The 25977-nt window shown below is 31.0% G+C and carries 27 protein-coding genes; all 27 read left to right on the forward strand.

All coding sequences use genetic code 11. From position 1 onward, the window contains the following. Positions 1–139: 139 nt before the first annotated feature. The 27 genes from ftsA to coaBC all read left to right on the forward strand — a co-directional run bounded on the left by ftsA (position 140) and on the right by coaBC (position 25893). Positions 140–1405, forward strand: coding sequence for a cell division protein FtsA (gene ftsA, locus I6U48_RS03130; RefSeq protein ID WP_218318945.1), 1266 nt, complete (start codon positions 140–142; stop codon positions 1403–1405). Between the two features lie 16 nt (positions 1406–1421). Continuing rightward, the gene (gene ftsZ / locus I6U48_RS03135; RefSeq protein WP_218318946.1) at positions 1422–2540 is read left to right on the forward strand and encodes a cell division protein FtsZ; all 1119 of its coding nucleotides are present in this window, start codon (positions 1422–1424) and stop codon (positions 2538–2540) included. 189 nt (positions 2541–2729) lie between these two features. Then, positions 2730–3530 carry a sigma-E processing peptidase SpoIIGA gene (gene spoIIGA, locus I6U48_RS03140; RefSeq protein ID WP_218318947.1) on the forward strand — a complete coding sequence of 267 codons (801 nt, stop codon included), beginning with the start codon at positions 2730–2732 and terminating at the stop codon, positions 3528–3530. A gap of 28 nt (positions 3531–3558) precedes the next feature. After that, positions 3559–4266 (forward strand): RNA polymerase sporulation sigma factor SigE, encoded by a 708-nt coding sequence (gene sigE, locus I6U48_RS03145; protein ID WP_218318948.1) that lies wholly within the window; start codon positions 3559–3561, stop codon positions 4264–4266. A 75-nt stretch (positions 4267–4341) separates the two neighbouring features. Next, positions 4342–5115 (forward strand): RNA polymerase sporulation sigma factor SigG, encoded by a 774-nt coding sequence (sigG, locus tag I6U48_RS03150; protein ID WP_218318949.1) that lies wholly within the window; start codon positions 4342–4344, stop codon positions 5113–5115. 141 nt (positions 5116–5256) lie between these two features. After that, entirely contained in the window at positions 5257–5520 is a 264-nt protein-coding gene (locus I6U48_RS03155) for a YlmC/YmxH family sporulation protein (protein ID WP_218318950.1), read from the forward strand. 113 nt (positions 5521–5633) lie between these two features. Further along, a complete protein-coding gene (nrdR, locus tag I6U48_RS03160) occupies positions 5634–6089 on the forward strand; it encodes a transcriptional regulator NrdR (protein ID WP_218318951.1) in 456 nt (151 codons plus the stop codon). Between the two features lie 267 nt (positions 6090–6356). After that, positions 6357–7064: a peptidoglycan editing factor PgeF gene (pgeF, locus tag I6U48_RS03165; protein WP_218318952.1), complete on the forward strand. Its 708-nt coding sequence runs from the start codon at positions 6357–6359 to the stop codon at positions 7062–7064. A gap of 51 nt (positions 7065–7115) precedes the next feature. After that, the gene (locus I6U48_RS03170) at positions 7116–7811 is read left to right on the forward strand and encodes a response regulator transcription factor (RefSeq protein WP_218318953.1); all 696 of its coding nucleotides are present in this window, start codon (positions 7116–7118) and stop codon (positions 7809–7811) included. A 12-nt stretch (positions 7812–7823) separates the two neighbouring features. Beyond that, positions 7824–9521, forward strand: a complete 1698-nt coding sequence (pnpS, locus tag I6U48_RS03175) for a two-component system histidine kinase PnpS (RefSeq protein WP_218319014.1) — start codon at positions 7824–7826, stop codon at positions 9519–9521. Between the two features lie 234 nt (positions 9522–9755). Then, positions 9756–10646 carry a phosphate ABC transporter substrate-binding protein gene (locus tag I6U48_RS03180; RefSeq protein WP_218318954.1) on the forward strand — a complete coding sequence of 297 codons (891 nt, stop codon included), beginning with the start codon at positions 9756–9758 and terminating at the stop codon, positions 10644–10646. 211 nt (positions 10647–10857) lie between these two features. Continuing rightward, positions 10858–11751, forward strand: coding sequence for a phosphate ABC transporter permease subunit PstC (pstC, locus tag I6U48_RS03185; protein WP_218318955.1), 894 nt, complete (start codon positions 10858–10860; stop codon positions 11749–11751). Continuing rightward, the gene (gene pstA, locus I6U48_RS03190; RefSeq protein ID WP_218318956.1) at positions 11751–12638 is read left to right on the forward strand and encodes a phosphate ABC transporter permease PstA; all 888 of its coding nucleotides are present in this window, start codon (positions 11751–11753) and stop codon (positions 12636–12638) included. Before pstC ends, pstA begins: the two co-directional genes overlap by 1 nt. A 12-nt stretch (positions 12639–12650) precedes the next feature. Further along, entirely contained in the window at positions 12651–13400 is a 750-nt protein-coding gene (gene pstB / locus I6U48_RS03195) for a phosphate ABC transporter ATP-binding protein PstB (protein ID WP_218318957.1), read from the forward strand. Between the two features lie 67 nt (positions 13401–13467). Beyond that, the gene (phoU, locus tag I6U48_RS03200; RefSeq protein ID WP_218318958.1) at positions 13468–14124 is read left to right on the forward strand and encodes a phosphate signaling complex protein PhoU; all 657 of its coding nucleotides are present in this window, start codon (positions 13468–13470) and stop codon (positions 14122–14124) included. A 279-nt stretch (positions 14125–14403) separates the two neighbouring features. After that, positions 14404–15027 (forward strand): DUF47 domain-containing protein, encoded by a 624-nt coding sequence (locus I6U48_RS03205; protein WP_218318959.1) that lies wholly within the window; start codon positions 14404–14406, stop codon positions 15025–15027. Beyond that, positions 15020–16024, forward strand: a complete 1005-nt coding sequence (locus I6U48_RS03210; protein WP_218318960.1) for an inorganic phosphate transporter — start codon at positions 15020–15022, stop codon at positions 16022–16024. Before I6U48_RS03205 ends, I6U48_RS03210 begins: the two co-directional genes overlap by 8 nt. A 160-nt stretch (positions 16025–16184) precedes the next feature. Beyond that, a complete protein-coding gene (locus I6U48_RS03215; protein WP_218318961.1) occupies positions 16185–17519 on the forward strand; it encodes a DUF512 domain-containing protein in 1335 nt (444 codons plus the stop codon). 3 nt (positions 17520–17522) lie between these two features. Then, positions 17523–18839: a ribosome biogenesis GTPase Der gene (gene der / locus I6U48_RS03220; RefSeq protein WP_218318962.1), complete on the forward strand. Its 1317-nt coding sequence runs from the start codon at positions 17523–17525 to the stop codon at positions 18837–18839. 3 nt (positions 18840–18842) lie between these two features. Then, complete coding sequence (locus I6U48_RS03225) at positions 18843–19841, forward strand: NAD(P)H-dependent glycerol-3-phosphate dehydrogenase (RefSeq protein WP_218318963.1); 999 nt, start codon at positions 18843–18845, stop codon at positions 19839–19841. 149 nt (positions 19842–19990) lie between these two features. Further along, entirely contained in the window at positions 19991–21469 is a 1479-nt protein-coding gene (gene spoIVA, locus I6U48_RS03230; RefSeq protein WP_218318964.1) for a stage IV sporulation protein A, read from the forward strand. A 149-nt stretch (positions 21470–21618) separates the two neighbouring features. Then, positions 21619–22608, forward strand: a complete 990-nt coding sequence (locus tag I6U48_RS03235; RefSeq protein ID WP_218318965.1) for an asparaginase — start codon at positions 21619–21621, stop codon at positions 22606–22608. A 99-nt stretch (positions 22609–22707) separates the two neighbouring features. Next, positions 22708–23586, forward strand: coding sequence for a YicC/YloC family endoribonuclease (locus I6U48_RS03240; protein WP_218318966.1), 879 nt, complete (start codon positions 22708–22710; stop codon positions 23584–23586). A 17-nt stretch (positions 23587–23603) separates the two neighbouring features. Then, positions 23604–23879, forward strand: a complete 276-nt coding sequence (remA, locus tag I6U48_RS03245; protein WP_218318967.1) for an extracellular matrix/biofilm regulator RemA — start codon at positions 23604–23606, stop codon at positions 23877–23879. Then, positions 23879–24502, forward strand: a complete 624-nt coding sequence (gene gmk, locus I6U48_RS03250) for a guanylate kinase (RefSeq protein ID WP_218318968.1) — start codon at positions 23879–23881, stop codon at positions 24500–24502. The genes remA and gmk overlap by 1 nt, the downstream gene beginning before the upstream one ends. Next, positions 24483–24701 carry a DNA-directed RNA polymerase subunit omega gene (rpoZ, locus tag I6U48_RS03255; protein ID WP_218318969.1) on the forward strand — a complete coding sequence of 73 codons (219 nt, stop codon included), beginning with the start codon at positions 24483–24485 and terminating at the stop codon, positions 24699–24701. Before gmk ends, rpoZ begins: the two co-directional genes overlap by 20 nt. A 1-nt stretch (position 24702) precedes the next feature. Then, positions 24703–25893, forward strand: a complete 1191-nt coding sequence (gene coaBC, locus I6U48_RS03260) for a bifunctional phosphopantothenoylcysteine decarboxylase/phosphopantothenate--cysteine ligase CoaBC (RefSeq protein WP_218318970.1) — start codon at positions 24703–24705, stop codon at positions 25891–25893. The last annotated feature ends 84 nt before the right edge of the window (positions 25894–25977 follow it).

The raw sequence follows: 25977 nt of genomic DNA on the forward strand, positions 1-25977 counted from the left end.
AATTACTTGAAGACAATGATGCATATTATTTAACTATATTTGAGATTTTATTAAAATATGATAAAATATAAGAGGAAAAATAGATTTTCTGTTGAATATATACTTTGATGGTTCTCTAGCAAGGGGGGAAAGAGGCTTAATGAATGAATATATAATTGGAATAGACATTGGATCATCAAAAATATGTGCTGCTGCTGGGAAAGCAGATAGATACGGCAGAATACAGATAATGGGAATAACATCGGCAAACTGTAGCGGAGTAAAAAAAGGAATTGTCGTTGATATAGATAGTACTTCTGAAGCTATAAAGAAGTGTATTGATTCATTGGAGAGAATGGTTGATACTAAAATTAAAGAAGCTTACGTATGTATTCCAGGAGGAATGTGTGAACTGATCTGGAATAAAGGTGTTGTAGCTGTTGGCTCAGAAGATAGAGAAATAAGAGAGAACGATGTGAAAAGAGTTTTGAAAGCATCTAAAATAATTACAATTCCATCCGATAAAGAAATTGTAGGTGTAATACCCCAGCAGTATATAATAGATGGTTATGATAAGATTAAAGAACCAATAGGTATGAGTGGTTTAAGATTAGAAGTAGATGCCCAAATTATATTAGCCCCAAGTACTGTAGTTAACAATCTTTTAAAAAGCATAAGCAAGGCTGGAGTTAAACTTTTAGGTATGGTATTTCAACCTTTAGCTATAGCTGAAGTTGCACTAAAGGAGGAAGAAACTCAAAGAGGTGTTGCAGTTGTAGATGTAGGTGAACAATCTATTGATATTTATATCTATGAAGGTGGTAATTTAGCAAGCATTGATACGATATCATTAGGTGGAAATGCAATAACCAACGATATTTCCTTATGTTTAAAACTTCCTTTTTCAGAGGCTGAAAAGTTGAAAATAAAGTATGGAAGCGTTGGAGAGGAACTATCTGGTTGTGATTCACCTATAGAAGTTAATGTTGACTATAATGATAAAGTAAATGTAGATTATTTTATGCTTAAGCAAATAATAGAAGCTAGAGTGGAGGAGTTGTTATATCTTATAGATCAAAAAATGAAGTGCAGTAGCTTTTATGAAAAAGTCTCAGGTATAGTTTTGGTTGGAGGTGGACTAGCTTTAATTAAGGGTATTGAAGAATTAAGTAAAAGTATCTTAAAAAAACCTGTTAGAATAGGTGCGCCTGAATATATTGGAGCAGCTAGCCCTTTATATACAGCAGCAGTTGGTGTGGTTAAAGATGCTATAGATTCTATAAAAGATAAGTCGGTAATGATTGATACAAGAAAAGAAAATGAGAACAATGATAGAGAATGGACTCTAAAGCAAGATCAAAAAGAATCGGGAAATAATAGTGGAATTATATCAAAAATAAAAGAGTTTTTTACAGATTTTTTCTAAATAGGGAGGTAGTATTGTGCTAGATTTTGATGTTGATGTTCAGCAATTTGCTAACATTAAAGTAATAGGCTGCGGTGGTGGCGGAAATAATGCTGTTAACAGAATGATAAAAGAAGGTTTAAAAAATGTAGAATTTATATCCGTAAACACAGATAAGCAGGCTTTAATGCTTTCTCAGGCATCACAAAAAATACAAATTGGAGACAAACTTACTAAAGGGCTAGGTGCAGGGGCCAACCCTGAAATTGGCCAAAAAGCAGCAGATGAGAGTAAAGATGAAATTTCTCAGGCAATAAAAGGCGCCGACATGGTGTTTATTACTGCTGGAATGGGAGGCGGAACAGGTACTGGTGCAGCTCCTGTAATTGCAGAAATAGCCAAATCCATGGGAATATTAACGGTTGGTGTAGTAACTAAACCTTTTCCTTTTGAAGGAAGAAAAAGAATGCTCCATGCAGAAATGGGTATTAAAAATCTAAAAGATAGAGTAGACACCTTGGTAACTATCCCGAATGAAAGGTTATTAAGTATAGTTGATAAGAAAACAACTTTAATGGAATCATTTAAATATGCTGATGATGTTTTAAGACAAGGTGTTCAAGGTATATCAGATTTGATAACAATACCGGGTCTTGTAAATCTTGACTTTGCTGATGTTAGAACTATTATGATAGATAAAGGCCTTGCACATATGGGCGTGGGAAGTGGTAAAGGAGATAATAGGGCACAAGAAGCGGCTAAGCAAGCTATATCCAGCCCGTTGTTGGAAACTTCTATAGTGGGAGCAACTGGAGTACTTTTAAATATAACTGGAGGACCGGATTTAGGGCTTTTAGAAATAAACGAAGCAGCTGAAATAGTTCAAGAAGCTGCTGATCCAGATGCAAACATAATATTTGGAGCAGTAATAGATGAAAACATCAAAGATGAGATAAGAATTACTGTAATTGCTACAGGTTTTGAAACTGAAAGAATTCAGCAAAAAAATGAACCAACTGCCAATGCAAATGTGCCTCAATCACAGCCAAATACACATGTAAATAATAAAGATGAGGCTGCAGCAACTTTAGAATATAAAGGTTATGATGAAAATAATTTAGAGATACCAGCATTTTTAAGAAGACAAAAAAAATAGACTTTGAAAGTAAAACCGTTTATAACTGATTAGTTATAAACGGTTTTATTTTTATAGTTTATAATAATATTGACGCATTATGGGAAATAAAAAAAAAAATTCTTATTAAAAACTGACAAAATTTTGAAAAAAATAGTTATATAATAAGAGTAAATAATTGTAAAAGGACGGTGGAGGTGAGCTCAGTACTTGATTGTATATTTAGATGTTTTACTTTTTGAAAACTTAATAGTTAATTTATTCCTACTACATCTAACAGCACGTACAATAAGAATAAGGGTAAAATTTAGGTATATGTTATTGGCTGCAATATTGGGAAGTATATATGTTTTGACGCTAATTTACCCGACTTTAGCTGTTTTTTCTATAACACCATTTAAAATTATTGCTGCATTGATAATAGTATTTATTACTTTTAGAAAAATGAATATTTTATTTAATGTTAAAGTGCTTTGCATTTTCATTTTATATTCTATGGTTCTAGCAGGTATATGCATTTTCATTCAATTTAATCAAGGATCTGATATAGGATATTCAGTTATTATAAATTTTTCTTATAAAAAACTTATGATTTCTTTAATGATAATATATATGCTAATTGAAAGGATAATAGTTTATATTAAAGAAAGAAAAATTATAAAGAATTTAATTTATAGTGTAGAGATTATATTAGATGACTCAAATAAAAATGTTAAGGCGTTCTTAGATACTGGAAATGAATTGAGAGAGCCAGCTACTAATTTGCCTGTCATTATAGTTGAAAAATCTGTATTTTATGATGTTGATTTAAATAGTTATGATAAGTTTTACATTCCCTATAAGGTAGTAGATGGACAAGGAGGAAACCTCCAAGGTTTTAAACCGCAATGTGTAAAAATTAAGGAGGGAAAAGAAACAGTGGACAAGGAAGTTATAATTGCTTTTTGTGAAAATAAGTTGAGTGAAATTAATGAGTATCAGGCACTTTTATCAAGAGGAGTTATTATGTAGAATAAAATAATTGTTTTGGAGGATAGTTATGATAAAGTTAAAAGTATTACTAAATAGAATACTTACAAAATTTAAATTTTTTATAAAGAGTGTTTATTATATAGGAGGTAGTGATGTTCTTCCTCCACCTCTTAGTAAAAAAGAAGAGGATGACTTAGTTGCAAGATTAGTGAATGGAGATGAGAGTGTAAGATCTACACTCATAGAAAGAAATTTGAGACTTGTAGTATATATAGCAAGAAAATTTGAGAATACGGGAGTTAATGTTGAGGACCTTGTATCAGTGGGAACAATAGGACTTATAAAGGCTGTCAATACTTTTGATCCTGATAAAAAAATAAAATTAGCTACATATGCATCGAGGTGTATTGAAAATGAAATACTTATGTATTTAAGAAGGAATAGCAAGGTTAAAGCGGAAATATCATTTTACGAACCGCTAAATATAGATTGGGATGGAAATGAGTTGCTGTTATCAGATATTTTGGGAACGGAAAATGATGTAGTATACAATTTAATAGAAGATGAAGTGGATAAGCAGCTTTTAATGGTAGCCATGAAAAAGCTAAGTGAAAGGGAAAAAGAAATAGTAAATTTAAGATTTGGATTAAATGGTCAGGGTGAAAAAACTCAAAAGGAAGTTGCAGATATACTTGGAATCTCACAATCGTATATTTCTAGATTAGAGAAAAGAATAATAAAAAGATTAAAGAAAGAAATAAATAAAATGTTGTAAGGTTGTCTTTAGTATAAAAATTGGCTTCTTAGTAAATAATTAAAATGCGAATATTCTAAAGGGGCTGATAACTTTATGATAATTAATAAAGTTGAAATTTGTGGTGTAAATACAGCAAAACTTCCAGTTTTGAAAGAAAATGAAATGAGAAGACTATTATTTAAAATGAAGGACGGAGATGACGATTCAAGAGAAAAATTCATTAAAGGCAATTTAAGATTAGTACTAAGTGTTATCCAGAGATTTAACAACAGAGGAGAAAATGTTGATGATTTATTTCAAGTAGGTTGTATTGGTTTAATTAAGGCAATTGATAACTTTGATTTAAATCAAAATGTTAAATTTTCTACCTATGCGGTTCCGATGATTATTGGTGAAATAAGGAGATATTTAAGAGATAATAACTCAATAAGAGTAAGTAGATCTTTAAGAGATATTGCTTACAGAGCACTACAAGTAAGAGATAAACTAATAGGTGAAAATAATAAAGAGCCTACAATATCACAAATAGCAAAGGAATTAAAGGTACCAAGAGAAGAGGTGGTTTTTGCACTAGATGCTATACAAGATCCAGTATCACTTTTTGAACCTATATACCATGATGGTGGAGATGCTATTTATGTAATGGATCAAATAAGTGACACTAAAAATTTAGATGATAGTTGGCTAGAGAATATAGCTATTAAGGAAGCAATGAAAAAGTTAAATGACAGAGAGAAGCTTATACTTAACTTAAGATTTTTTGATGGCAGAACACAAATGGAGGTTGCTGACGAAATAGGAATATCACAAGCACAAGTATCAAGACTTGAGAAAACTGCATTAAGACATATGAGAAAGTATGTTTAAGGTAAGGAATTATTTAGATTATTTATAATCATGTTGTAGCTGAGAGCACAGTTTAAACTGTATTCTCAGTTTTATTTTTTTGTAATGAATACTACTAGGTATACATATATTTAATAAAAAGAGATAATGGAGGATAATAATATGCAGGAAGATAAGTCTTTACATTCCTTAGATAACCTAAGAGCTATGGAAATTATAGATATAAATACTGGTGCAAAGTTAGGTTTTATAAAAGATTTGAAAATAGACTGTGAAGAAAGTAGAGTTCTATCAATTATTTTACCATCTCGTAGACCATCATGGTTTGGAAAAAGCGACGATATTGAAATACCTTGGAAAAATGTAAAAAAGATAGGGGTAGATGTTGTTTTAGTTGATGGAGATGAGTATATATTAAAAGAATAAAAAATCGTAGTAGAAATTTATAGAAAAAAGTGTATAATAATTATATGTATATATTACATAGACATTATATAACTATAATATAACTATAATAAACCAAAAGGACGTGAAGAAAAGTGAAATGCCCTTACTGTGGCTATGGAGAAAGTAAAGTCGTTGACTCTAGATCTGCTGAAGATGATATTTCTATAAGAAGACGAAGAGAATGCTTAAAGTGTAATAAAAGATATACAACCTATGAAAAAGTTGAAAATATTCCTATATTAGTAATAAAGAAGAATATGAATAGAGAATATTTTGATAGAGCAAAAATAGTCAGTGGATTAATAAAGGCTTGTCAAAAAAGACCGGTATCAAGGCAGCAAATTGAAAGCATAGCAGATGAAATAGAAAAAAAAATCAACAATAAAATGCTTACAGAAGTGAGCTCAGAGTATATTGGAGAAATGATTATGGAAGCCTTAAAAAGCTTAGACGAAGTAGCTTATGTTAGATTTGCTTCGGTATATAGGCAATTTAAAGATATAAATACTTTTATGTCAGAAATAAAAAATTTGATTCAAGGTAAATGATATGTAATTAATTGCATATCATTTTTATATTATAGGGTTCCAAACTGAAAAATTAATCTATACTTTCAAATTGCTTAGACAGTTCATCATTTACAATAATGTATAGGTTCATGTTTAAACTTCGAACCCTATATAGAAGTATACTTTTGCAAATTAACAATTGTTAAGAGTAGGTTAATAAGGTTAAAAAGCAACAAGTTTTCATGTTAATATTAATAAAGAATGTTAAAATATAATTAAGATTCTTAAAGTTATTAGGAGGATTAAATGGAAGAGATTTTAATTGAAGATTATAAATTTATAGAAGAGTCATTAGATAAAGTTGAAATTATATTTTCTACAGCTGAAAATGATTTGGATTTTAATAAAGACACAGAAGAAGGACGTAAAAATTTAGATAACATAAAAAGATGGTTTAATGTAGAAGAGGTAGGATTTGTAAATCAGGTACATGGTGATGCTGTTATAATTTATGATAAGAGTATTTGTGAAGCAGATGCTTTAATTACAAATTTAAGAAATACAGCTATAGGGGTTTTTACCGCCGATTGTGTTCCGATTTTATTATATGATCAAAAAAACAATGTTATAGCGGCTGTTCACAGTGGGTGGAAGGGTACTTTAGTTTGTATACTACTAAAAGCTATTGAGAAAATGGAAAAAAATTTTGGAACTAGAGGAGAAAACTTATTAGCCTTTGTAGGTCCGCACAATAGACAATGTTGTTATGAGGTAGGAGAAGAAGTTATTCTAAAGTTTAAAAATTCGGAAATATATAAAAATTTAAATTTGTTTAATGGAAGAAATTTGAGCTTGATAAATTGTATAAAGCATCAACTGACATTGAAAAATGTTAATGAGGCAAACATTCATGATCTTGATGTTTGTACATTTTGTAACGGGAAATATCCTATGCATTCATATAGAAAGGATAAAAGGGGCGGAAGAATGTTTTCATTTATAAGACTGAAATAATAAATATATTAACTTAAGTAATATAAGTTATGAACTTTTGGAGGTTGAATTATGGCAGAAGAAAAAGTATTGATAGTTGATGATGAAGAACACATACGAGAATTGATTAAGTTTAATTTAGAGAATAGTGGATATAGAACTATTTGTGCCGACAATGGTATAGATGCATTAAAAATGACTAAAGAAGAAACTCCCCACTTGGTCCTTTTAGATTTAATGCTTCCTGGCATGGATGGTTATGACGTTTGTAAAGAAATAAGGAGAGATAATAGTATATCTTCTACTCCTATAATTATGATAACAGCTAAGGGGGAAGAGTTTGATAAGGTATTAGGTTTGGAATTAGGTGCAGATGATTACATCACTAAACCATTTTCTGTGCGGGAATTGTTAGCTAGGGTAAAGGCAATATTAAGAAGGACTAACATAAAACCTTTAGATAACTCATACAACTTTGGTAAAATTAATATAGACTTTGAAAAGCATGAAGTTATAAAAGATGAAGAAAGAGTAGATTTAACTTTAAAAGAATTTGAGCTTCTTGAAATATTAGTAAAAAATAAAGGAAGAGTTATGACTAGGGACTTTTTATTGGATAAAATATGGGGATATGAGTATATTGGTGAGACTAGAACTGTAGATGTGCATATAAGACATTTAAGACAAAAAATAGAGGAAGACGATAAAAATCCTAAATATATTGAAACTATTCGTGGAATTGGTTATAGATTTAATTATGGAGATTAATTGATGATGAAAATGAAAAAAAAGTTAATGTTATCCATGTTAACTACCTTGATGTTTGGAATGTTTATTTTAGCTACATTATTTATATTTATTGAAAACTATCAATATAAGGAAAATATAAAGCAAATTTTAAAGACCAATAATGATATAATAATAAATGTTTTAAAAAATGAAAATATAAAAAATAAAGAATCCTTCTTTAAAGCAAATTTTAAGAATGAGGAAATAAGAGAAACTTTTATAGATAGAAGCGGCAAAGTATTAAGCGATTCTATTGCAGATCCAGTAACTATGGATAATCATAATGGTAGAGAAGAGGTACAAAATGCCAGAAAGTATGGAGAGGGGTATAGTATAAGACATAGCTTTACACTTGGTCAGGACACAATCTATTTTGCTACTACATTTAGCGATGGTTATGTAGTAAGAAGCTCCATGACTATACAGGCAGTTAGGGGAATAGAAGGTAAATATTTTAAGTATTATATGGCAGTTTTAACTCTTTCGGTAGCATTTTCAGTTTTATTTGCATCTAAGTTATCGCAGTCTATTGCAAAACCTATAAAGAATCTAGAATTTACAACTTCAAGGATAGCTGAAGGAGAATTATATAGAAGAGTAAAAATATATTCTGATGATGAAATAGGCAACTTAGCAAAAACATTTGATAATATGGCAGATAAACTTCAGGAAACAATAAACGACTCTCTAGATAAACAAAATAAGTTAGAGGCTATATTAAGAAGTATGGATAGTGGAGTTATTGCAGTAGACAGAAATCATAAGGTTATTATTATTAACCCTTATGCTAAAAGGATATTTGGCATAAATAGAAATATCATAGGCGAAAATCTTATGGATAATATAAGAGATTTTGAGTTGGAAAATATATTTGAAGATAATAATGATGACTATAAAGAACTAAAGATATTATGGCCAAAGGAAAGAGAACTAAGAATTAGAACGGCGGATATTATAAATAATAAAGATAAGATAGGTACAGTTGCAGTAGTCAATGATATTACAGATATCAAAAAATTTGAAAATATGCGCTCACAGTTTGTTGCCAATGTTTCTCATGAGCTCAAGACGCCACTTACATCGATAAAAGGTTTTGCTGAAACATTAAGATATGTGGATGACCCAGCAAATAAAGAGAAATTCTTAGGTATAATTAACGATGAAGCAGACAGGTTAACAAGATTGATTAATGATATATTGATTTTATCTAACATAGAAAATGAAACAAACGAAAAGGTCGAAGAAATTAAAGTCAATAGCATTGTTAATGATGTGTGTTATTTAATGAAAAATTTAGCTAAAAAGAAAGAGGTTAATTTGACTATAGAATTAAAAGAAGTTCCTGATTTGTTAGGTGACTGTGATAGATTTAAACAGATGATCATAAACTTAGTGGATAATGCCATAAAGTACACAGATTGTAAAGGAAGTATAAAGGTTCAAACAAACTATTTAAATAATAATTGTATTATATCTATTGAGGATACTGGTGTTGGTATTCCTAAAGAGCATATAGAGAGATTATTTGAAAGATTTTATAGGGTGGATAAGGCCAGGTCAAGGGCTCAAGGAGGAACTGGTTTAGGATTGGCTATAGTAAAACATATAGTAATGCTATTTAATGGAACTATTAGCGTAGAAAGTGAAGTGGGAAGAGGAAGTAGGTTTATTATTAAAATACCCTGCTAAATAAAAGTAATGTTAAGTTAATGTTAAATTCAACACTAACTTAACTAGTTGAATATTAAGAAAACACCTTTAAGAAGATTAAACTTAAAGGTGTTTTTATTTTAAGATTTATTAAATAAACACATTTTTAATGTTAAGTTTAATTAACATGAGTATAATAATAGGTTAACGTTAGGGGTATATTATAATACATGTACGAAACAAGCACACAAATTTCGAGGAGGGTTTATTATAATGAAGAAAAAAAGTTTAAAAGTTATCATAGCAGCTATGGCAATAACAGTCATGGCAGGAGCTTTTGTTGGATGTGGATCCAAACAAGAAGCATCAAATTCTGGAAGCAGTAATAAACAAGTATCAGGTTCAATAACTCTTGCAGGATCAACTGCACTTCAACCACTAGCTGAGCAAGCAGGAAAACAATTCACACAAAAAAATTCAGGAGCTACAATTAATGTACAAGGTGGAGGAAGTGGAACAGGGTTAAAATTGGTTTCAGAAGGAACAGCCGATATAGGAAACTCTGATGTCGCAGCGGAAACAAAATTAGATAAGGACAAAGCTAAGGAATTAGTTGATCATAAGGTTTGTGCAATTGGATTTGCAGTAGTAGCTAATAGTGATGTAAAGGTAGAGAATTTAACTAAAGATCAAATACAAAAAATATTTACTGGTGAAATAACTAACTGGAAACAGGTTGGTGGAGATGATTTATCTATAAGTGTAATAAATAGAACTAAGTCATCTGGTACTAGAGCAACATTTAAGGACACTGTAATGAGTGGAAAAGATGAAAAGGAAGGACTAGGAATAACTCAGGATTCAAATGGTAGTGTAGAGAAATCAATTACGTCTACAAAGGGTTCTATAAGTTACTTAGCTTTATCATATATAACTGAAGATGTTAAGAAAAACTTAAAAGTGATGAAAATAGATGGAATAGAAGCAAATAAAGAGAACATAACAACTGGTAAATACCCTTTCTGGTCATATGAGCATATGTATACTAAAGGTGAAGCTAAGGATTTAGCAAAAGCATTTATTGATTACATGGGAAGCGAAGAAAATAAAGCTTTAGTTGAAAAATTAGGATATATTCCATCAAGCGATATGAAGGTTAAATAATTTGTTGGCTGGTCGCTAAAACGGCCAGCTGTTTAAATCCTATTTATTGTAAAAAAATATTACAATAAATAGGATTTAACTACTCAGCTTCTATGCAAAATTAAGAATTGATATGATTAGTAGTCTTAACTTTGCATAAAAGCTGAAGGATTTTACTGAATCAAGTAGGCTATTATTAAAATAAAAATATTAAAGAGTAGAGGTTGGTAATATGAAGGAAAGGACTTTATGGCAAAAATTAAAGAGCGAATATATAGGAAGAGGATTTGCTTTATTATGCGGTTTATTAATAATAATTTTAACTATTAGTATAATAGCTTTTGTGGCATCAAAGGGATTGAGTACCTTTATTAAGCATGGATATTCGCTAACAGACTTTTTGTTTGGATCACAGTGGAGCCCTGACAGCGATAAGCCTAAATTAGGCGCCCTTATATTTATTACAGGTTCTACCCTTGTTTCTATAGGAGCTGTGATTATAAGTGCTCCTATAAGTATCGCATTAGCAATATTTATAAACTATATATCTCCTGATATTGGAACAAAAGTACTTCAACCTGCACTGGAATTATTTGTTGGAATTCCGTCAGTAGTATATGGTTGGATTGGATTTAGTGTGTTATTGCCATTTATAAAAAAAGGATTTGGAGGAATAGGTTTTAGTTTAATAGCAGGTATATTAGTTTTAAGTATAATGATACTTCCAACTATAGCGAGTATATCTGCGGATGCGGTTAGAGTAGTTCCTAAAAGTTATTTAGAAGCTTCTTATGGATTAGGATCAACAAGATGGCAGACAATAAGTAAGGTTATAGTGCCAGCAGCTAAAAATGGAATTTTAACGGGCGTAGTTTTAGGCCTTGCCAGGGCATTTGGTGAAGCTTTAGCAGTGCAAATGGTTATAGGAAATTCAGTAAAGTTTGCTAAAAACTTATTAAGTCCTACAACTACGTTAACAAGCATTATTACTATGGATATGGGAAATACAGTAGGAGGAACAGCATGGAATGACGCTTTATGGTCTCTTGCATTATTACTGCTAATTATATCATTCATATTCATATTAATAATAAGAGCTATCGGAAAAAGAGGTGATATTAAATAATGAATGCTAAGTTAAAGGACAAAATATGGACTATTATTCTATATATTATATCTGGACTTGTAGTAGCTCTTCTAGTGTTCTTAATTGGATATATATTGTTTAAAGGAGGAGACTGTTTAAAGCCATCCTTCTTATTCGGAAATCCAAAAATTGGAGAAGCTGGTGGAGGAATTGGACCTCAACTCTTTAATTCTTTCTATATGCTAATTATCTCTTTGATTATAACAATACCTTTTGGAGTTGGAGCAGGAATATACTTAGCTGAATATGCAAAGGAAGGGTTTTTGCTAAGATTTATAAGGTTATGTATAGAGACTATGGCATCTTTGCCATCTATAGTTGTTGGTTTATTTGGTCTTTTGGTATTTGTTGACATGACTAAATGGGGATTTACTTTACTTTCAGGTGCGCTGGCTATAACGGTTCTAAACTTACCGGCACTTACAAGAGTAAGTGAAAATGCTATAAAAGAGGCTGGAAAACCAGTTAAAGAAGCGAGCTTAGGACTTGGGGCAACGCAGTGGCAAACTATTACAAAGGTTATCCTTCCTTCAGCTATTCCTCAAATTTTAACGGGAGTAATACTTGCAGCTGGAAGAATATTTGGTGAAGCTGCAGCTTTACTTTATACGGCAGGTATGAGTGCGCCAATACTTCATTTCAATAATTTTAGTTTAGTTGAGAAAACATCACCCTTTAGTGTTATGAGACCTGCAGAGACTTTAGCTGTTTATATATGGAAACTAAATTCGGAAGGAATGGTTCCAGATGCTGCACAAATAGCTAATAGAGCATCAGCTGTTTTGATTATAATGGTATTAGTATTTAACATATCTGCTAGAATATTCGGTAAAAAAATATATCAACTATATGCAGGTAAGAAATAAGGAGGAAGCTATATGGGCATAATGCAAACTAATAATCTTGACTTATATTATGGAAATACTCAAGCTTTAAAAAAGATTAATTTGGATATAGAAAAAAACGCAGTTACGGCTTTAATAGGTCCATCAGGATGCGGAAAGTCAACTTTTTTAAGAACTCTTAATAGAATGAACGACTTGATTGAATCTGTAAAAATAGAAGGAGAAGTTTTTTTTGAAGGTCAAGATATATATAAAGATTGTGATGTTATAGAGTTAAGAAAGAGAGTAGGTATGGTTTTTCAAAAGCCTAATCCATTTCCAATGTCAATATATGATAACATAGCATATGGTCCTAGAATTCATGGAATAAAAGATAAAAGCAAATTAGATGCATTAGTGGAAAATAGTTTAAAAGGCGCTGCACTTTGGGAGGAAGTTAACGACAGATTAAATAAAAGTGCATTAGGACTTTCAGGAGGACAACAGCAAAGATTATGTATAGCAAGAACTCTTGCTGTAGAACCAGAAGTATTACTTATGGATGAGCCGACTTCAGCATTAGATCCAATTTCTACTTTAAAAATAGAGGAATTAATGGATGAGTTAAAGAAAAAATATACAATAATAATTGTTACACATAATATGCAGCAAGCAGGTAGAATATCGGATTATACAGCTTTTTTCTTAAATGGTGAAATTGTAGAAGATGGAAAGACAGAAGGTATTTTCTATAAGCCTAAGGATAAGAGAACAGAAGATTATATAACTGGAAGATTTGGATAGAATATTAGTTAAATACTATAAAATATATGGTAATATAGATATAGTATTCGATAAAAGAGGTGATATTATGACAAGAACAGGTTTTGATTTAGCATTAGAGGAATTGCACAATGATTTATTAAGAATGGGAAGTATAGTAGAAAAACAAATACATCAATGCATGGAAGCTTTAGTTAAACAAGATGAGGAACTGGCACAGCAAATTATTAAAAATGATGATTTGGTAGATAAACTTAATAGAGATATTGAGGATAAATGTATCAAACTAACAGCTAAAGAGCAGCCGCTTGCTAGAGATTTAAGAACTATATTTACTACTACTAAATTAGTTACAGACCTTGAAAGGATGGCAGATTATGCAGTTGATATAGCGAAAATAACCTTAAGACTAAAAAATGAGAAATATATTAAAGAACTAATAGATATTCCTAAGATGGCTGTAATGGTTAACTCTATGATAAAAAGTTCCTTGGATGCTTATGTTGCAGCAGATGTAGAGAATGCATATGCAGCATGTAAATTAGATGACGAAATAGATGAGTTATATAAGAATATTTTCAATGAACTTTTAACGATAGCATCAAAAGATTTAAAAAATGTCAATCAGATAACTCAACTTTTATTTGTATGTAAATACTTAGAGAGAATTGCAGACCATGCAACTAATATATGTGAATGGACTATATATTTAGTAACTGGTGAACAAAAAGATCTTAATGAATAAGTAAATTAAAAGTCAGTTTTGAAAAAAACTGACTTTTTTATTTGAAAAAATATAGAAAAAAACAATACATAAATTAAAGAAAATAATAAAAAAAATTAAAAGGTACTAATTTTAAGTGATATTTTGTCAAAAAAGGTTATAAAATAATACATTTTATTATTTTATGAAATGTATAACGTTTACATAAATGGCGAATGTTAAAATTATATTTTACTTTAGTTAATTTTATGTTATACTTTATAAGGTCGAATATATAATTTCAACATTAGGAGGTATAAAATGTTTAACTTAACTCCAAAAGAAGACAAATTTTATGATTATTTTATCGATGTTGCAAAAATTGCGTATAAGGCGTCTAATATGCTTGTGGAATTTCTGAAAGATTTGGATAACTCAGAAGAGAATCTCAAGAAACTTAAGGATATCGAGCATGAGGGAGATAAAAAACAACATGAGATACTAGAACAATTAAATAAGACCTTTATAACACCTTTTGACAGAGAAGATATTTATGTTATTGCAAAAGATATGGATGATGTCATAGACCTAATAGAATCAGCGGCGAGTAGATTTGTTATGCTTAATGTAAGTAATTGTACAAAAGAGGCTGAGATGCTAAGTGAAATGATAGTTAAATGTTGTGAAGAGTTAATAACATTAATGGAAGAGTTCAAAAACATGAAAACTAGCAAAGAATTACCTAAAAAAATTATAGAAATTAACAGACTAGAAGAAGACGGTGATAAGGTTTCAAGAAAGGCCATAATGGATCTATTTAGAAGCGATATCGAAGTTATTGAAGTAATTAAATGGAGAGAGATTTATCAATATCTTGAAGATACATTAGATGCTTGTGAAGATTTAGCTAATGTTGTAGAAGGAGTAGTAATGAAAAATGCTTAGTAGTACTATTGTTATAACTGCTGTTATAGTTGTAGTAGCATTGGTTTTTGACTTTATTAATGGTTTTCATGACAGTGCTAACGCTATAGCATGTTCTGTATCAACTAGAGTATTGACCTTAAAGCAGGCTGTATTTATGTCTGCAATAATGAACTTTGCTGGAGCATTCATGAATGTAAAAGTTGCTAAAACTATTGGAAGTGGAATTGTAGATCCTAATCATATAGTTTTAAAGGTTATAGTAGCTGCTTTACTAGGTGCAATAATATGGAACATAATAACCTGGTATTTTGGAATACCAAGTAGTTCTTCTCATGCCCTAATTGGTGGGTTGATTGGTTCAGCCGTAGTGTTTAACCATTCTTTTACTATAGTTAACTGGGCTAGTTTATTCTGGAAGGTTATACTTTGGCTTATATTGTCACCAGTAATCGGATTTATTATAGGTTTTATACTTATGAGTATTATAAATGGAATATTAAATGTTAAAAGTGCAAGACCGTCAACTGTTACAAAGATTTTTTCAAAAGCTCAAATATTTTCAGCTATGCTTATAGCATTAAATCATGGTGGTAATGATGCACAAAAATCAATGGGTATTATCACAATGGCTCTTGTTAGCGGAGGTATGATACCTCAGTTTGCTGTTCCGACTTGGGTTAAGATTTGTTGTGCCTTAGCTATGGCGCTTGGAACAAGTCTTGGTGGTAAGAAGATTATTAAAACTATGGGTTCAAGAATGGCTAAGATTGCTCCGGTTAATGGTTTTACTGCAGAAATAGGAGCATCAGCGGTAATTTTTAGTGCAACAATGTTCAATGCGCCAGTAAGTACAACTCATATAATTACTGGGTCTATAATGGGAGTTGGGGCTTCAAAAAGACTTTCAGCAGTAAGATGGGCTGTAGCTAAAGAAATTGTAACAGCTTGGGTGCTTACTATACCAATATCAGCGCTAGTTGCAGGCGGGATTTTAGTTGTTTTAAATTTAATATAGTTTTATGACGAAAACTCTTCTGATTTTTAGAAGGGTTTTTTATTATGCATTGACTAAATAAGCATATTAAGGTAATATTACTAAATGTAATATAGCGTCAGTATATAAGTTTTTATAGTCTATTTGTTAATAGCTGATTGTTATTAAAGGGGTTGAATATATGAAAAATGAAATTTCAGTAATAGAAATAGGAAGCATTGCAGAAGAAATGGAAATAGAAATTGGAGATTGTCTATTAAGTATTAATGGAAAAGCTGTTGAGGATATTATTGATTATAAGTATTTAATTTGTGATGAATATGTTAACATAGAAGTACAGAAAAAAAATGGAGAGATATGGGAGCTTGAGATAGAAAAAGAATATGATGAGGATTTAGGAGTACAGTTTAAGGATGCTATATTGGATAAACCTAAAAGTTGTCATAATAAATGTATTTTTTGCTTTATTGATCAGTTACCAAAAGGAATGAGAGAAACTCTTTATTTCAAAGATGATGATTCTAGGTTAGCTTTTCTTCAAGGCAATTTTGTAACTTTAACCAACATGAGTGAAGATGACATAGATAGAATAGTAAAGTATAAAATAAGTCCTATAAATGTTTCAGTACATACTACCAATCCAGAGCTTAGAATTAAAATGCTAAATAACAAATTTGCAGGTAGAGTATATGACATATTAAAAAGAATGGCAAGTGCAGGTATTAAAATAAATTGCCAAATAGTCTTATGCCCAGGAATAAATGATAACAATGAATTAGAGAAAACTATTGGAGATTTATATAAGTTATATCCTAATGTGGAAAACTTAGCAGTAGTCCCTGTAGGTGCAACTAAATTTAGAGAAGGACTTTATAATATAGATTTATACAATAAGGAAACAGCATCTAAACAGTTGAATCTAGTGTCTAAATTGCAAGAAAAATATGTAAAAGAAATAGGAGTTCCTTTTGTAAGAATGTCAGATGAATTCTACATTTTAGCACAAGAAAAGATCCCTAACAGTGAATTCTATGATGGCTTCAAGCAGCTGGAAGATGGTGTTGGAGTAACAAGAATTTTTAGGGATAATATAAAAGAGTCTGTTATAGATTTGAAAAAAAATATAGAAAGCTCTTTTACAATAGTAACAGGAGAACTAGCTTACAATGAAGTTGAAAAAGCCGCTAATATTATAATGGAAGTAAACTCTAAAGTAAGAATAAATGTAGAGAAAATAATTAATAATTTTTTTGGTGAAACTATAACAGTAGCTGGTCTTATAACAGCCACTGATATAATTGAACAGTTAAGAGGAAAAGAATTAGGAAATTATATTATAATTCCAGATTGTATGATTAGAAAAGGATATGAATTAGCTTCAGATATAGAGAAAGTATTTTTAGATAATGTTACTGTTGATGAATTAGGAAAAACTTTAAAAAGAAAAATATTACTATGTGATTATACTGGAGAAGATTTAATAAGTATAATAAATAAACACTGCGAGGAGGTATAAAATATGGGAAAACCAATAGTTGCAATAGTTGGAAGACCTAATGTAGGAAAATCTACATTATTTAATAAATTAGCAGGACACAGAATATCTATAGTGGAGGACACTCCTGGAGTAACTAGAGATAGAGTTTATGCACAAGCTGAGTGGCTTAAATATAATTTTACAATAATTGATACAGGTGGTATTGAACCAGAAAGTAATGACATTATTATTTCACAAATGAGGAGGCAAGCACAAATTGCTATAGAAACTGCTGATGTAATAGTATTTATAGTAGATGGTAAAGAAGGTCTTACAGCAGCAGATAGAGAAGTGGCACAAATGCTTAGAAAAAGCAAAAAACCAATAGTGCTTGTTGTAAATAAGGTTGATAGTTTAAAAGAAGAGGATAATGCATATGAATTCTATAATTTAGGAATAGGTGAGCCTATAACTATATCTGCATCACAAGGTCTTGGACTAGGGGATATGCTTGATAGAATAGTAGAGAACTTTGATGAAGCTGCCCTCGAAGAGGAAGAAGATGAATATATAAGAATAGCTTTTGTTGGAAAACCAAATGTTGGTAAGTCTTCTCTTATTAATAGACTTCTAGGAGAAGATAGAGTCATTGTAAGTGACATACCGGGAACTACCAGAGATGCTATCGATAGCTATTTAGAGACAGAGGCAGGAAAGTTTATACTAGTAGATACAGCTGGATTAAGAAGAAAAAGTAAGGTTAAAGAGGAAATAGAAAGATACAGTGTTATAAGAACCTATACTGCTATTGAAAGGGCAGATGTGTGTATATTAATGCTGGATGCAACTCATGGAGTTACTGAACAAGATGAGAAAATTATTGGGTATGCTCATGAGATGAATAAAGCTATAATAGTAATTGTAAACAAATGGGATCTTGTGGAAAAAGACACCAAAACTATGGATGAGTATAAAAAAATGATTAAAACAAATTTATCTTTTATGCCTTATGCAAATTATTTGTTTATATCAGCCAAGACAGGTCAAAGAGTACAGAAGGTTTTTGATGCTGTTAAGACTTGCTATGAAAGCTACACAAAGAGAATAAAAACAGGTGTCTTAAATGATGTTATAAGTAAGGTTGTAATGATGAAGGAACCACCAATTGTTGGAACAAAAAGACTTAAAATTTACTATGTAACTCAAACTGGAGTAAAACCACCTACCTTCGTGTTTTTTGTAAATGATCAAACTTGTATTCATTTTTCTTATGAGAGATATTTAGAAAATCAGTTAAGGGAGAATTTTGATTTTACAGGGACAGGTATAAAATTGGAGTTTAGAGAAAGGAAGGAATAGTCTATGTGCCTAGGAGTTACTTTTTTAGGCGGAGGAAGTTTTGGAACAGCCTTAGCTGTGATGCTTGTGAAAAAAGGAATTCAAACTAAAGTTTGGGATAGAAAAAAAGAAGTAGTAGATGATATTAATATAAAGAGAGAAAACATAAAATATTTGCATGGCACAGTAATTCCATTTGGATTAGAAGCCTTTGAGGATATAAATGAGTCCATTTCAGGTAGCAGTTATATTGTGTTATCTGTTCCTTCTCATGCTGTAAGGCAAATATGTAGAAAAGCGAAAAGTTTTATTAATGATAATCAAATAATAATAAGTATAGCTAAAGGTATAGAAGAAGAGAGTAAAAAGAGACTTTCACAGGTTATTAAAGAAGAATTACCACACAATCCTATAGTAATATTATCAGGTCCAAGTCATGCTGAAGAAGTTGCTCAAGATATACCAACTACTGTTGTAGTAACCTCTGAAAACATGAAATATGCGGAAAAAGTACAGGATTTGTTTATGACGAACAAATTTAGAGTATACACCAATGAAGATATAATAGGCGTGGAGATTGGTGGAGCCGTTAAAAATATAATTGCTCTTGCGGCAGGAGTGTCAGATGGTATTGGCTATGGAGATAACACAAAGGCTGCTCTTATGACTAGAGGAATGAGTGAAATTGTAAGAATAGGAACAAGTCTTGGTGGAAAACCAGAAACGTTTTCAGGTCTTACTGGTATGGGAGACTTAATTGTTACCTGTACTAGTATGCATAGTAGGAATAGAAGAGCTGGAATATTAATAGGAAAAGGAGCAACTGTTGAAGAGGCTGTAGAAGAAATTGGTATGGTGGTAGAAGGGATAAAGGCATGCAAAGCTTTTTATGATCTTAAAGAAGAGTTGAGAGTTTCTATGCCAATTACAGATATTTTATATAAGGTGCTATTTGAGAAGAAAGATTGTAAATATGGTGTCTATGAATTAATGACAAGAGATAAAAAACACGAAGGTTATTAGTAATAAGGAGTGTCTAGCGATATTTTGAAATATTTGCTAAATGCTCTTTATTATTTTTTAACCTCAAATTTTTATTTCATTTTAGTAATATTGTTTGTATATAACCAATATATATATACTGTTAATATTAGATTACTGGGGGGAATATTTTGGAGAACTTTGATATATACAAAGATATTGCAGAAAGAACACAAGGAGATATTTACGTAGGGGTGGTGGGGCCTGTAAGAACTGGTAAATCTACCTTTATAAAAAGATTTATGGAGCTTATGGTACTGCCTAATATTGAGAATGGTTATAAAAAGCAAAGAGCTAAAGATGAACTACCTCAAAGCGCATCAGGAAAATCGATTCATACGACAGAACCTAAATTTGTACCTAATGAGGCTGTAGAGGTAAGTTTGAATGAAAATACTAAATTTAAAGTAAGAATGGTAGATTGTGTAGGATATATCGTTAAAAATGCATTAGGATATATGGAAGGCGAAAATACAAAAATGGTAACTACACCATGGTATGATTACGAAATTCCTTTTGAAGAAGCTGCAGAAATTGGAACGAAAAAGGTTATAAATGAGCATTCGACAATAGGATTAGTAATAACTACAGATGGGTCAATTACAGACATAAGTAGAGAAGATTACGTAGAAGCTGAAGAAAGAGTTGTAAATGAACTTAAGTCTATAAATAAACCATTTATAATGATTTTAAATTCACAACAACCTTATAGCCCCGAAAGCATGAATTTGAAAAGGGATTTAGAAGAAAAATATGATATTCCTGTTCAAACAATGGATGTACTTAACATGAAAGAGGAAGATGTAACGAACGTATTCCAGAGAATACTTAAAGAATTTCCTATAAAAGAGATAAATATTGATATGCCTGAATGGATAGAAAAGTTAGAAGCAACCCATTGGTTAAAAGTAGATTTTATTGATTTAGTAAAAAATATGTGCAAGAACATATTTAAAGTTAGAGATATAGGTAAATCTTTAGAAGGCTTTGCAGATGTGGAATTCTTGGGGACATCTAGTGTTAAAGAAGTTAACATGGGAGAAGGTACTGCGAGAATAGATCTAAAACCAAAAGAAGATATGTTTTATAGGATATTAAGCGAAGTTTGCGGAAGCGAATTAAATGGAGAAAGTGACTTACTTGAAATAGTAAAGCAGATGCATAATGCAAAGATTGAATATGATAAGGTAGCAGAAGCTTTAAGAGACGTAAGAGAAACAGGATATGGATTAGTGGCTCCTCAGCTAACGGAAATGAAACTTGAGGAACCTGAAATAGTAAAACAAGGGAATAGAACGGGTATAAAATTGAAAGCTAGTGCACCTTCTCTTCACTTTATAAGAGCGGATATAGAGACTGAAGTTTCACCTATAATGGGAACTGAAAGAGAAAGTGAGGAAATGGTTAAATCTTTACTCGAGCAATTTGAAAATGATCCTTCAAAGATATGGCAAAGCAATATGTTTGGAAAGTCCTTAGAGATACTTGTTAAAGAGGGGTTGCAGAATAAACTGTACAAGATGCCTGAAGATGTGCAGATAAAAATACAGAGAACTCTTCAAAAAATAATTAATGAAGGCAATGGAGGATTAATCTGTATTATATTATAAGGTTAAACGAGAAAGTAAACCTATAAAGCCTATGAATTTTAAATTCATAGGCTTTATAAATAAAATTGATAAATTCTAATAAAAATTATGAAAAATGCTTAATATTAGATTATAATAGAAAGATAAGAGGTTTTAAGGAGGAGTCTTTCGTGAAAAAAGTTGCTATAGTTTTTAATGGTGGAACAATATCAATGAAAGTAGATCCAAGAGTTCAGGCAGCAGTTCCAAGTCTTAGTGGAGAAGAAATAATTGCAATGGTAACAGGAATTGAAAAATATGCTAATATAGAATCATATAATTTTTCTAATGTACCAAGTCCTTTTGTAACTCCTGATGATATGATGAAGTTATCAAAATATGTAAAAGATTTACTAAATAGAGATGATATAAGTGGTGTGATAGTAACACATGGTACAGATTCACTAGAAGAAACTGCATATCTTTTAGATTTAACAATAAAAAATAATAAACCTGTAATAGTGACAGGCGCTATGAGAAGTAGTTCAGAGTTAGGTTACGATGGGCCAGCTAATCTATCGGCTGCTATCTGTACTGCAATTTCTACGGAAGCTTGTGGAAAAGGCGTATTAGTGTGCTTAAATGGAGAATTGAATTCAGCGTCAGAAGTAACTAAAGCCAATTCGATGAGCTTAAGCGCCTTTAGGAGCCCGGGTTTTGGTCCGCTGGGGATAGTAGATAACAACCAGGTTATTTTTTATAGAGATAATTTAACAAGACATCATATAGATACAGAAATAATCGAAACAAAAGTTAGTCTTATAAAATGTGTTTCGGGCATTGATTCAAGATTTATAGATTTTTGTATTGATCAAGGTGATGAAGGAATTGTAATTGAAGGAATGGGAAGAGGGAATGTACCGCCTAAGATGATAGATGGAATTAAAAGAGCTTTAAATAAAGGAATAGTTGTAGTGTTGGTTTCTAGATGTTTTGAGGGAAGAGTTTTAGACACTTATGGATATACTGGTGGAGGAAAACAACTAAGAAACATGGGAGTAATATTTGGTGATAACCTTCCAGGACAGAAAGCTAGAATCAAATTAATGCTTTCTTTAGGAATAACAAGCGATGTTAAAGAGATAAAAGAGATTTTTGAAAAGGGATTATATAATATTTAAATAAAAATTACATATAAATAAATTTAACTTGCAATTATTATAAACATTTATGTATAATTAGTATGAATTGACAAGGAAAGACGGAAGGATGAAAAAGTAATGATAAAAAGCATGACTGGTTTCGGAAGGGGAAGTATAGAGCAAGATGGGCGAAGCTTTACTATAGAAATGAAGAGTGTAAATCATAGATATTGTGATTTAAATATAAAAATGCCTAAAATTTTTCTATCTCTTGAAGATAGAATGAGAAAAGTCATATTTGAGAAGATAAGCCGTGGAAAAGTTGATGTTTTTATTACTCAAAACAATAAAGAAAAGGTTGGAGTAAAAGCAGTTTTAGATGAAAGTTTAGCAGACAGTTATGTTGAGTGTTTAAGAAAGATAAAAGATAAATATGATATAAGAGAAGGTATATCTATATCTCTTATTGCTAAGTTTCCTGATGTAATAACTTTAAAACAAGAAGAAGAAGATATAGAGAATGTATGGAGGATTCTTTCTGTTCCTCTTGAAGAAGCCTTGAATTTATTGGTAGAAATGAGACAAAACGAAGGTTTGAAACTTAAAAATGATATACTGCTTAAATGTGACTATATTAAGCATTTATTGGATAAAATAGAGAAAAGGTCACCATTTGTAGTAATTGAATATAAAGATAAGCTCAATGAAAGACTAAAGGAATTACTTCAGGATTATCAAATAGATGAAAACAGGATAGCTATGGAAGTTGCCCTATTTGGTGATAAGTCGTGTATCGATGAAGAAATAGTTAGATTAAATAGTCATTTGGTACAATTAAGAGAAACTTTTAATTTAAATGAGCCTATAGGAAGAAAACTTGACTTTATTCTACAAGAAATGAATAGAGAAACAAATACTATTGGTTCTAAGGCAAATGATTTAGAAATAACTAATTCTGTTTTAAATATAAAAAATGAGATAGAAAAAATAAGAGAACAAATTCAAAACATTGAATAGCAATTAGGAGGAAATATATGAGTATAAAATTAATAAACATAGGATTTGGAAACATTGTATCAGCAAATAGATTAGTAGCTATAGTAAGTCCAGAATCTGCTCCAATAAAAAGAATAATTCAAGAAGCTAGAGATAGAGGTATGCTTATAGATGCTACATATGGAAGAAGAACAAGAGCAGTTATAATTACAGATAGTGACCATGTCATACTTTCGGCAGTACAACCAGAAACTGTTGCACATAGGTTATCTTCTAAAGAGGTAGAAGAAGAAGTTAATGAGGTTGAAGAGTAATGAAAGGTCTTTTAATCGTAATATCCGGCCCTTCTGGGGCTGGAAAAGGTACCATTTGTAAGGCTTTAATGAATGAAAGTGACTTTTGGATTTCGGTTTCAGCAACTACGAGAAATCCCAGGCAAGGAGAAATAGATGGTGTAAACTATCATTTTTTAACTAAAGAGGAGTTTAAAAAAAAGATAGACATTGATGATTTTCTAGAATATGCTGAAGTCTATGGAAACTATTATGGAACACCAAAGTCTAGAGCATTACAAGCTATTGAAAGTGGTAAAGATGTAATATTAGAAATAGATATTCAGGGTGCTTTAAAAGTAAAAGAAAGTTATCCAGAAGGAGTATTTATATTTATACTTCCTCCTTCAATGGAAGAACTTAAAAATAGAATAATAAATAGAGGCTCAGAAACACCTGAGTCACTTATGACCAGATTTAAATCTGCGTATAAAGAAATAAACTATGTATCTAAGTATAATTATGCTGTTGTCAATGATAAGGTAGAGGATGCAGTAAAGAAAATACAAAGCATAATTGTTGCTGAAAGATGCAGAGTTGACAGAGTTAAAGATAAAATATTAGACTCCAAGGAGGGAATTATTCATGAACAACTCTATGATTGATCCATCAATAGTGGATTTACTAAAAAAGGTTGATAATAGATATACATTAGTTACTATGACAGCTAAAAGGGCAAGACAGCTAATAGAAGGTGAAGAACCTTTAGTTAGAACTAATTCAACTAAACCTGTTACAATATCAATTAATGAAATCAGCCAAGGTGCAATAACATATGAGACAGTAAGAGAAGGTATTAAATAAAATGACAAAAAATAAAAAAACAGTAGTTATAGGAGTAACAGGTGGTATCGCTGTATATAAGGCATTAGATGTGGTAAGTAAATTAAAAAAGAAAGATTACGAGATACATGTAATAATGACTGATTCAGCTACAAAGTTTGTAAATCCTTTAAGTTTTCAAACTTTAAGCCAGAATATTGTAAACTATGACATGTTTTGTGAACCAAAGGCATGGGAGATTCAACATATATCCCTTGCTAAAAAAGCAGATCTGATGGTGGTGGTTCCTGCTACAGCTAATATTATAGGAAAGGTTGCAAATGGGATAGCAGATGATCTTTTATCAACTACTATTATGGCAACAAAGGCTCCTGTAGTTTTTGCTCCTGCTATGAATACAAATATGTATAACAATTCTATTGTTCAAGACAATATTCGTAAGCTTAGAGAATATGGATATACATTTATAAATCCAGCGAGCGGGAGATTGGCTTGCGGAGATGAAGGTGAAGGTAAGTTAGCAGATACAGAGTTAATATCAAAACATATTGAAAGCATGCTTTATGATAAGAAGGATTTGTTGGGAAAAAAAGTACTAGTCACTGCGGGGCCGACAATAGCTCAAATTGATCCAGTTAGATATATAACTAATAGATCCTCTGGGAAAATGGGATATGCAATAGCAGAAGAGGCGAGGGATAGAGGTGCAGAGGTGACCTTAGTAAAGGGACCAACATCTTTAGAACCTCCGTTTGGTATGAGTGTAATTAATGTTAGAACTACTGATGAAATGCTGGACGGTGTACTTAATAATTTTAATGAGCAAGACATCATAATAAAAGCAGCAGCTGTTGCTGACTATAAGCCAAAGCAGTATTCTGAACAAAAAATAAAGAAGGCTTCAGATGAATTTAATCTCACACTAATTAAAGGTACTGATATATTAAAGAAGTTAGGTCAATTAAAAAAAGATCAGATACTTGTGGGATTTGCAGCAGAAAGTAACGATTTGCTACAAAATGCTGAAAAAAAATTAAAAAATAAAAACCTTGATTATATCTTGGGAAATGATATTACAGCCTCAGATACAGGGTTTGCTTCAGACGACAATAGAGTGACAATTCTTTGTAGTGATGGGAGAAACATTCCTTTAGAGAAAATGTCAAAGAGACAGGTAGCAAGGGAATTATTTGATTTAATAAATGAAAAGTAATTTTTTAAAGAGGGGCTGGAACTTACGATTTTTCGTAAGTAAATGCCTCTCTTAGTTTATGGATTTATAATTTTAAAACTTAAC

This window comes from Clostridium thailandense (assembly GCF_019207025.1).
Lineage (GTDB): Bacteria > Bacillota > Clostridia > Clostridiales > Clostridiaceae > Clostridium_AM > Clostridium_AM thailandense.

Coding starts and splice junctions, on each gene's coding strand:
- rpoZ (WP_218318969.1), top strand. CDS start 24,483: ATGAACAACTCTATGATTGATCCATCAATAGTGGATTTACTAAAAAAG.
- I6U48_RS03155 (WP_218318950.1), top strand. CDS start 5,257: ATGCAGGAAGATAAGTCTTTACATTCCTTAGATAACCTAAGAGCTATG.
- pstA (WP_218318956.1), top strand. CDS start 11,751: ATGAATGCTAAGTTAAAGGACAAAATATGGACTATTATTCTATATATT.
- I6U48_RS03170 (WP_218318953.1), top strand. CDS start 7,116: ATGGCAGAAGAAAAAGTATTGATAGTTGATGATGAAGAACACATACGA.
- pstB (WP_218318957.1), top strand. CDS start 12,651: ATGGGCATAATGCAAACTAATAATCTTGACTTATATTATGGAAATACT.
- pstC (WP_218318955.1), top strand. CDS start 10,858: ATGAAGGAAAGGACTTTATGGCAAAAATTAAAGAGCGAATATATAGGA.
- gmk (WP_218318968.1), top strand. CDS start 23,879: ATGAAAGGTCTTTTAATCGTAATATCCGGCCCTTCTGGGGCTGGAAAA.
- I6U48_RS03180 (WP_218318954.1), top strand. CDS start 9,756: ATGAAGAAAAAAAGTTTAAAAGTTATCATAGCAGCTATGGCAATAACA.
- sigE (WP_218318948.1), top strand. CDS start 3,559: ATGATAAAGTTAAAAGTATTACTAAATAGAATACTTACAAAATTTAAA.
- phoU (WP_218318958.1), top strand. CDS start 13,468: ATGACAAGAACAGGTTTTGATTTAGCATTAGAGGAATTGCACAATGAT.
- I6U48_RS03215 (WP_218318961.1), top strand. CDS start 16,185: ATGAAAAATGAAATTTCAGTAATAGAAATAGGAAGCATTGCAGAAGAA.
- I6U48_RS03205 (WP_218318959.1), top strand. CDS start 14,404: ATGTTTAACTTAACTCCAAAAGAAGACAAATTTTATGATTATTTTATC.
- coaBC (WP_218318970.1), top strand. CDS start 24,703: ATGACAAAAAATAAAAAAACAGTAGTTATAGGAGTAACAGGTGGTATC.
- I6U48_RS03240 (WP_218318966.1), top strand. CDS start 22,708: ATGATAAAAAGCATGACTGGTTTCGGAAGGGGAAGTATAGAGCAAGAT.
- sigG (WP_218318949.1), top strand. CDS start 4,342: ATGATAATTAATAAAGTTGAAATTTGTGGTGTAAATACAGCAAAACTT.
- I6U48_RS03210 (WP_218318960.1), top strand. CDS start 15,020: ATGCTTAGTAGTACTATTGTTATAACTGCTGTTATAGTTGTAGTAGCA.
- ftsA (WP_218318945.1), top strand. CDS start 140: ATGAATGAATATATAATTGGAATAGACATTGGATCATCAAAAATATGT.
- pgeF (WP_218318952.1), top strand. CDS start 6,357: ATGGAAGAGATTTTAATTGAAGATTATAAATTTATAGAAGAGTCATTA.
- I6U48_RS03225 (WP_218318963.1), top strand. CDS start 18,843: ATGTGCCTAGGAGTTACTTTTTTAGGCGGAGGAAGTTTTGGAACAGCC.
- der (WP_218318962.1), top strand. CDS start 17,523: ATGGGAAAACCAATAGTTGCAATAGTTGGAAGACCTAATGTAGGAAAA.
- pnpS (WP_218319014.1), top strand. CDS start 7,824: ATGAAAAAAAAGTTAATGTTATCCATGTTAACTACCTTGATGTTTGGA.
- remA (WP_218318967.1), top strand. CDS start 23,604: ATGAGTATAAAATTAATAAACATAGGATTTGGAAACATTGTATCAGCA.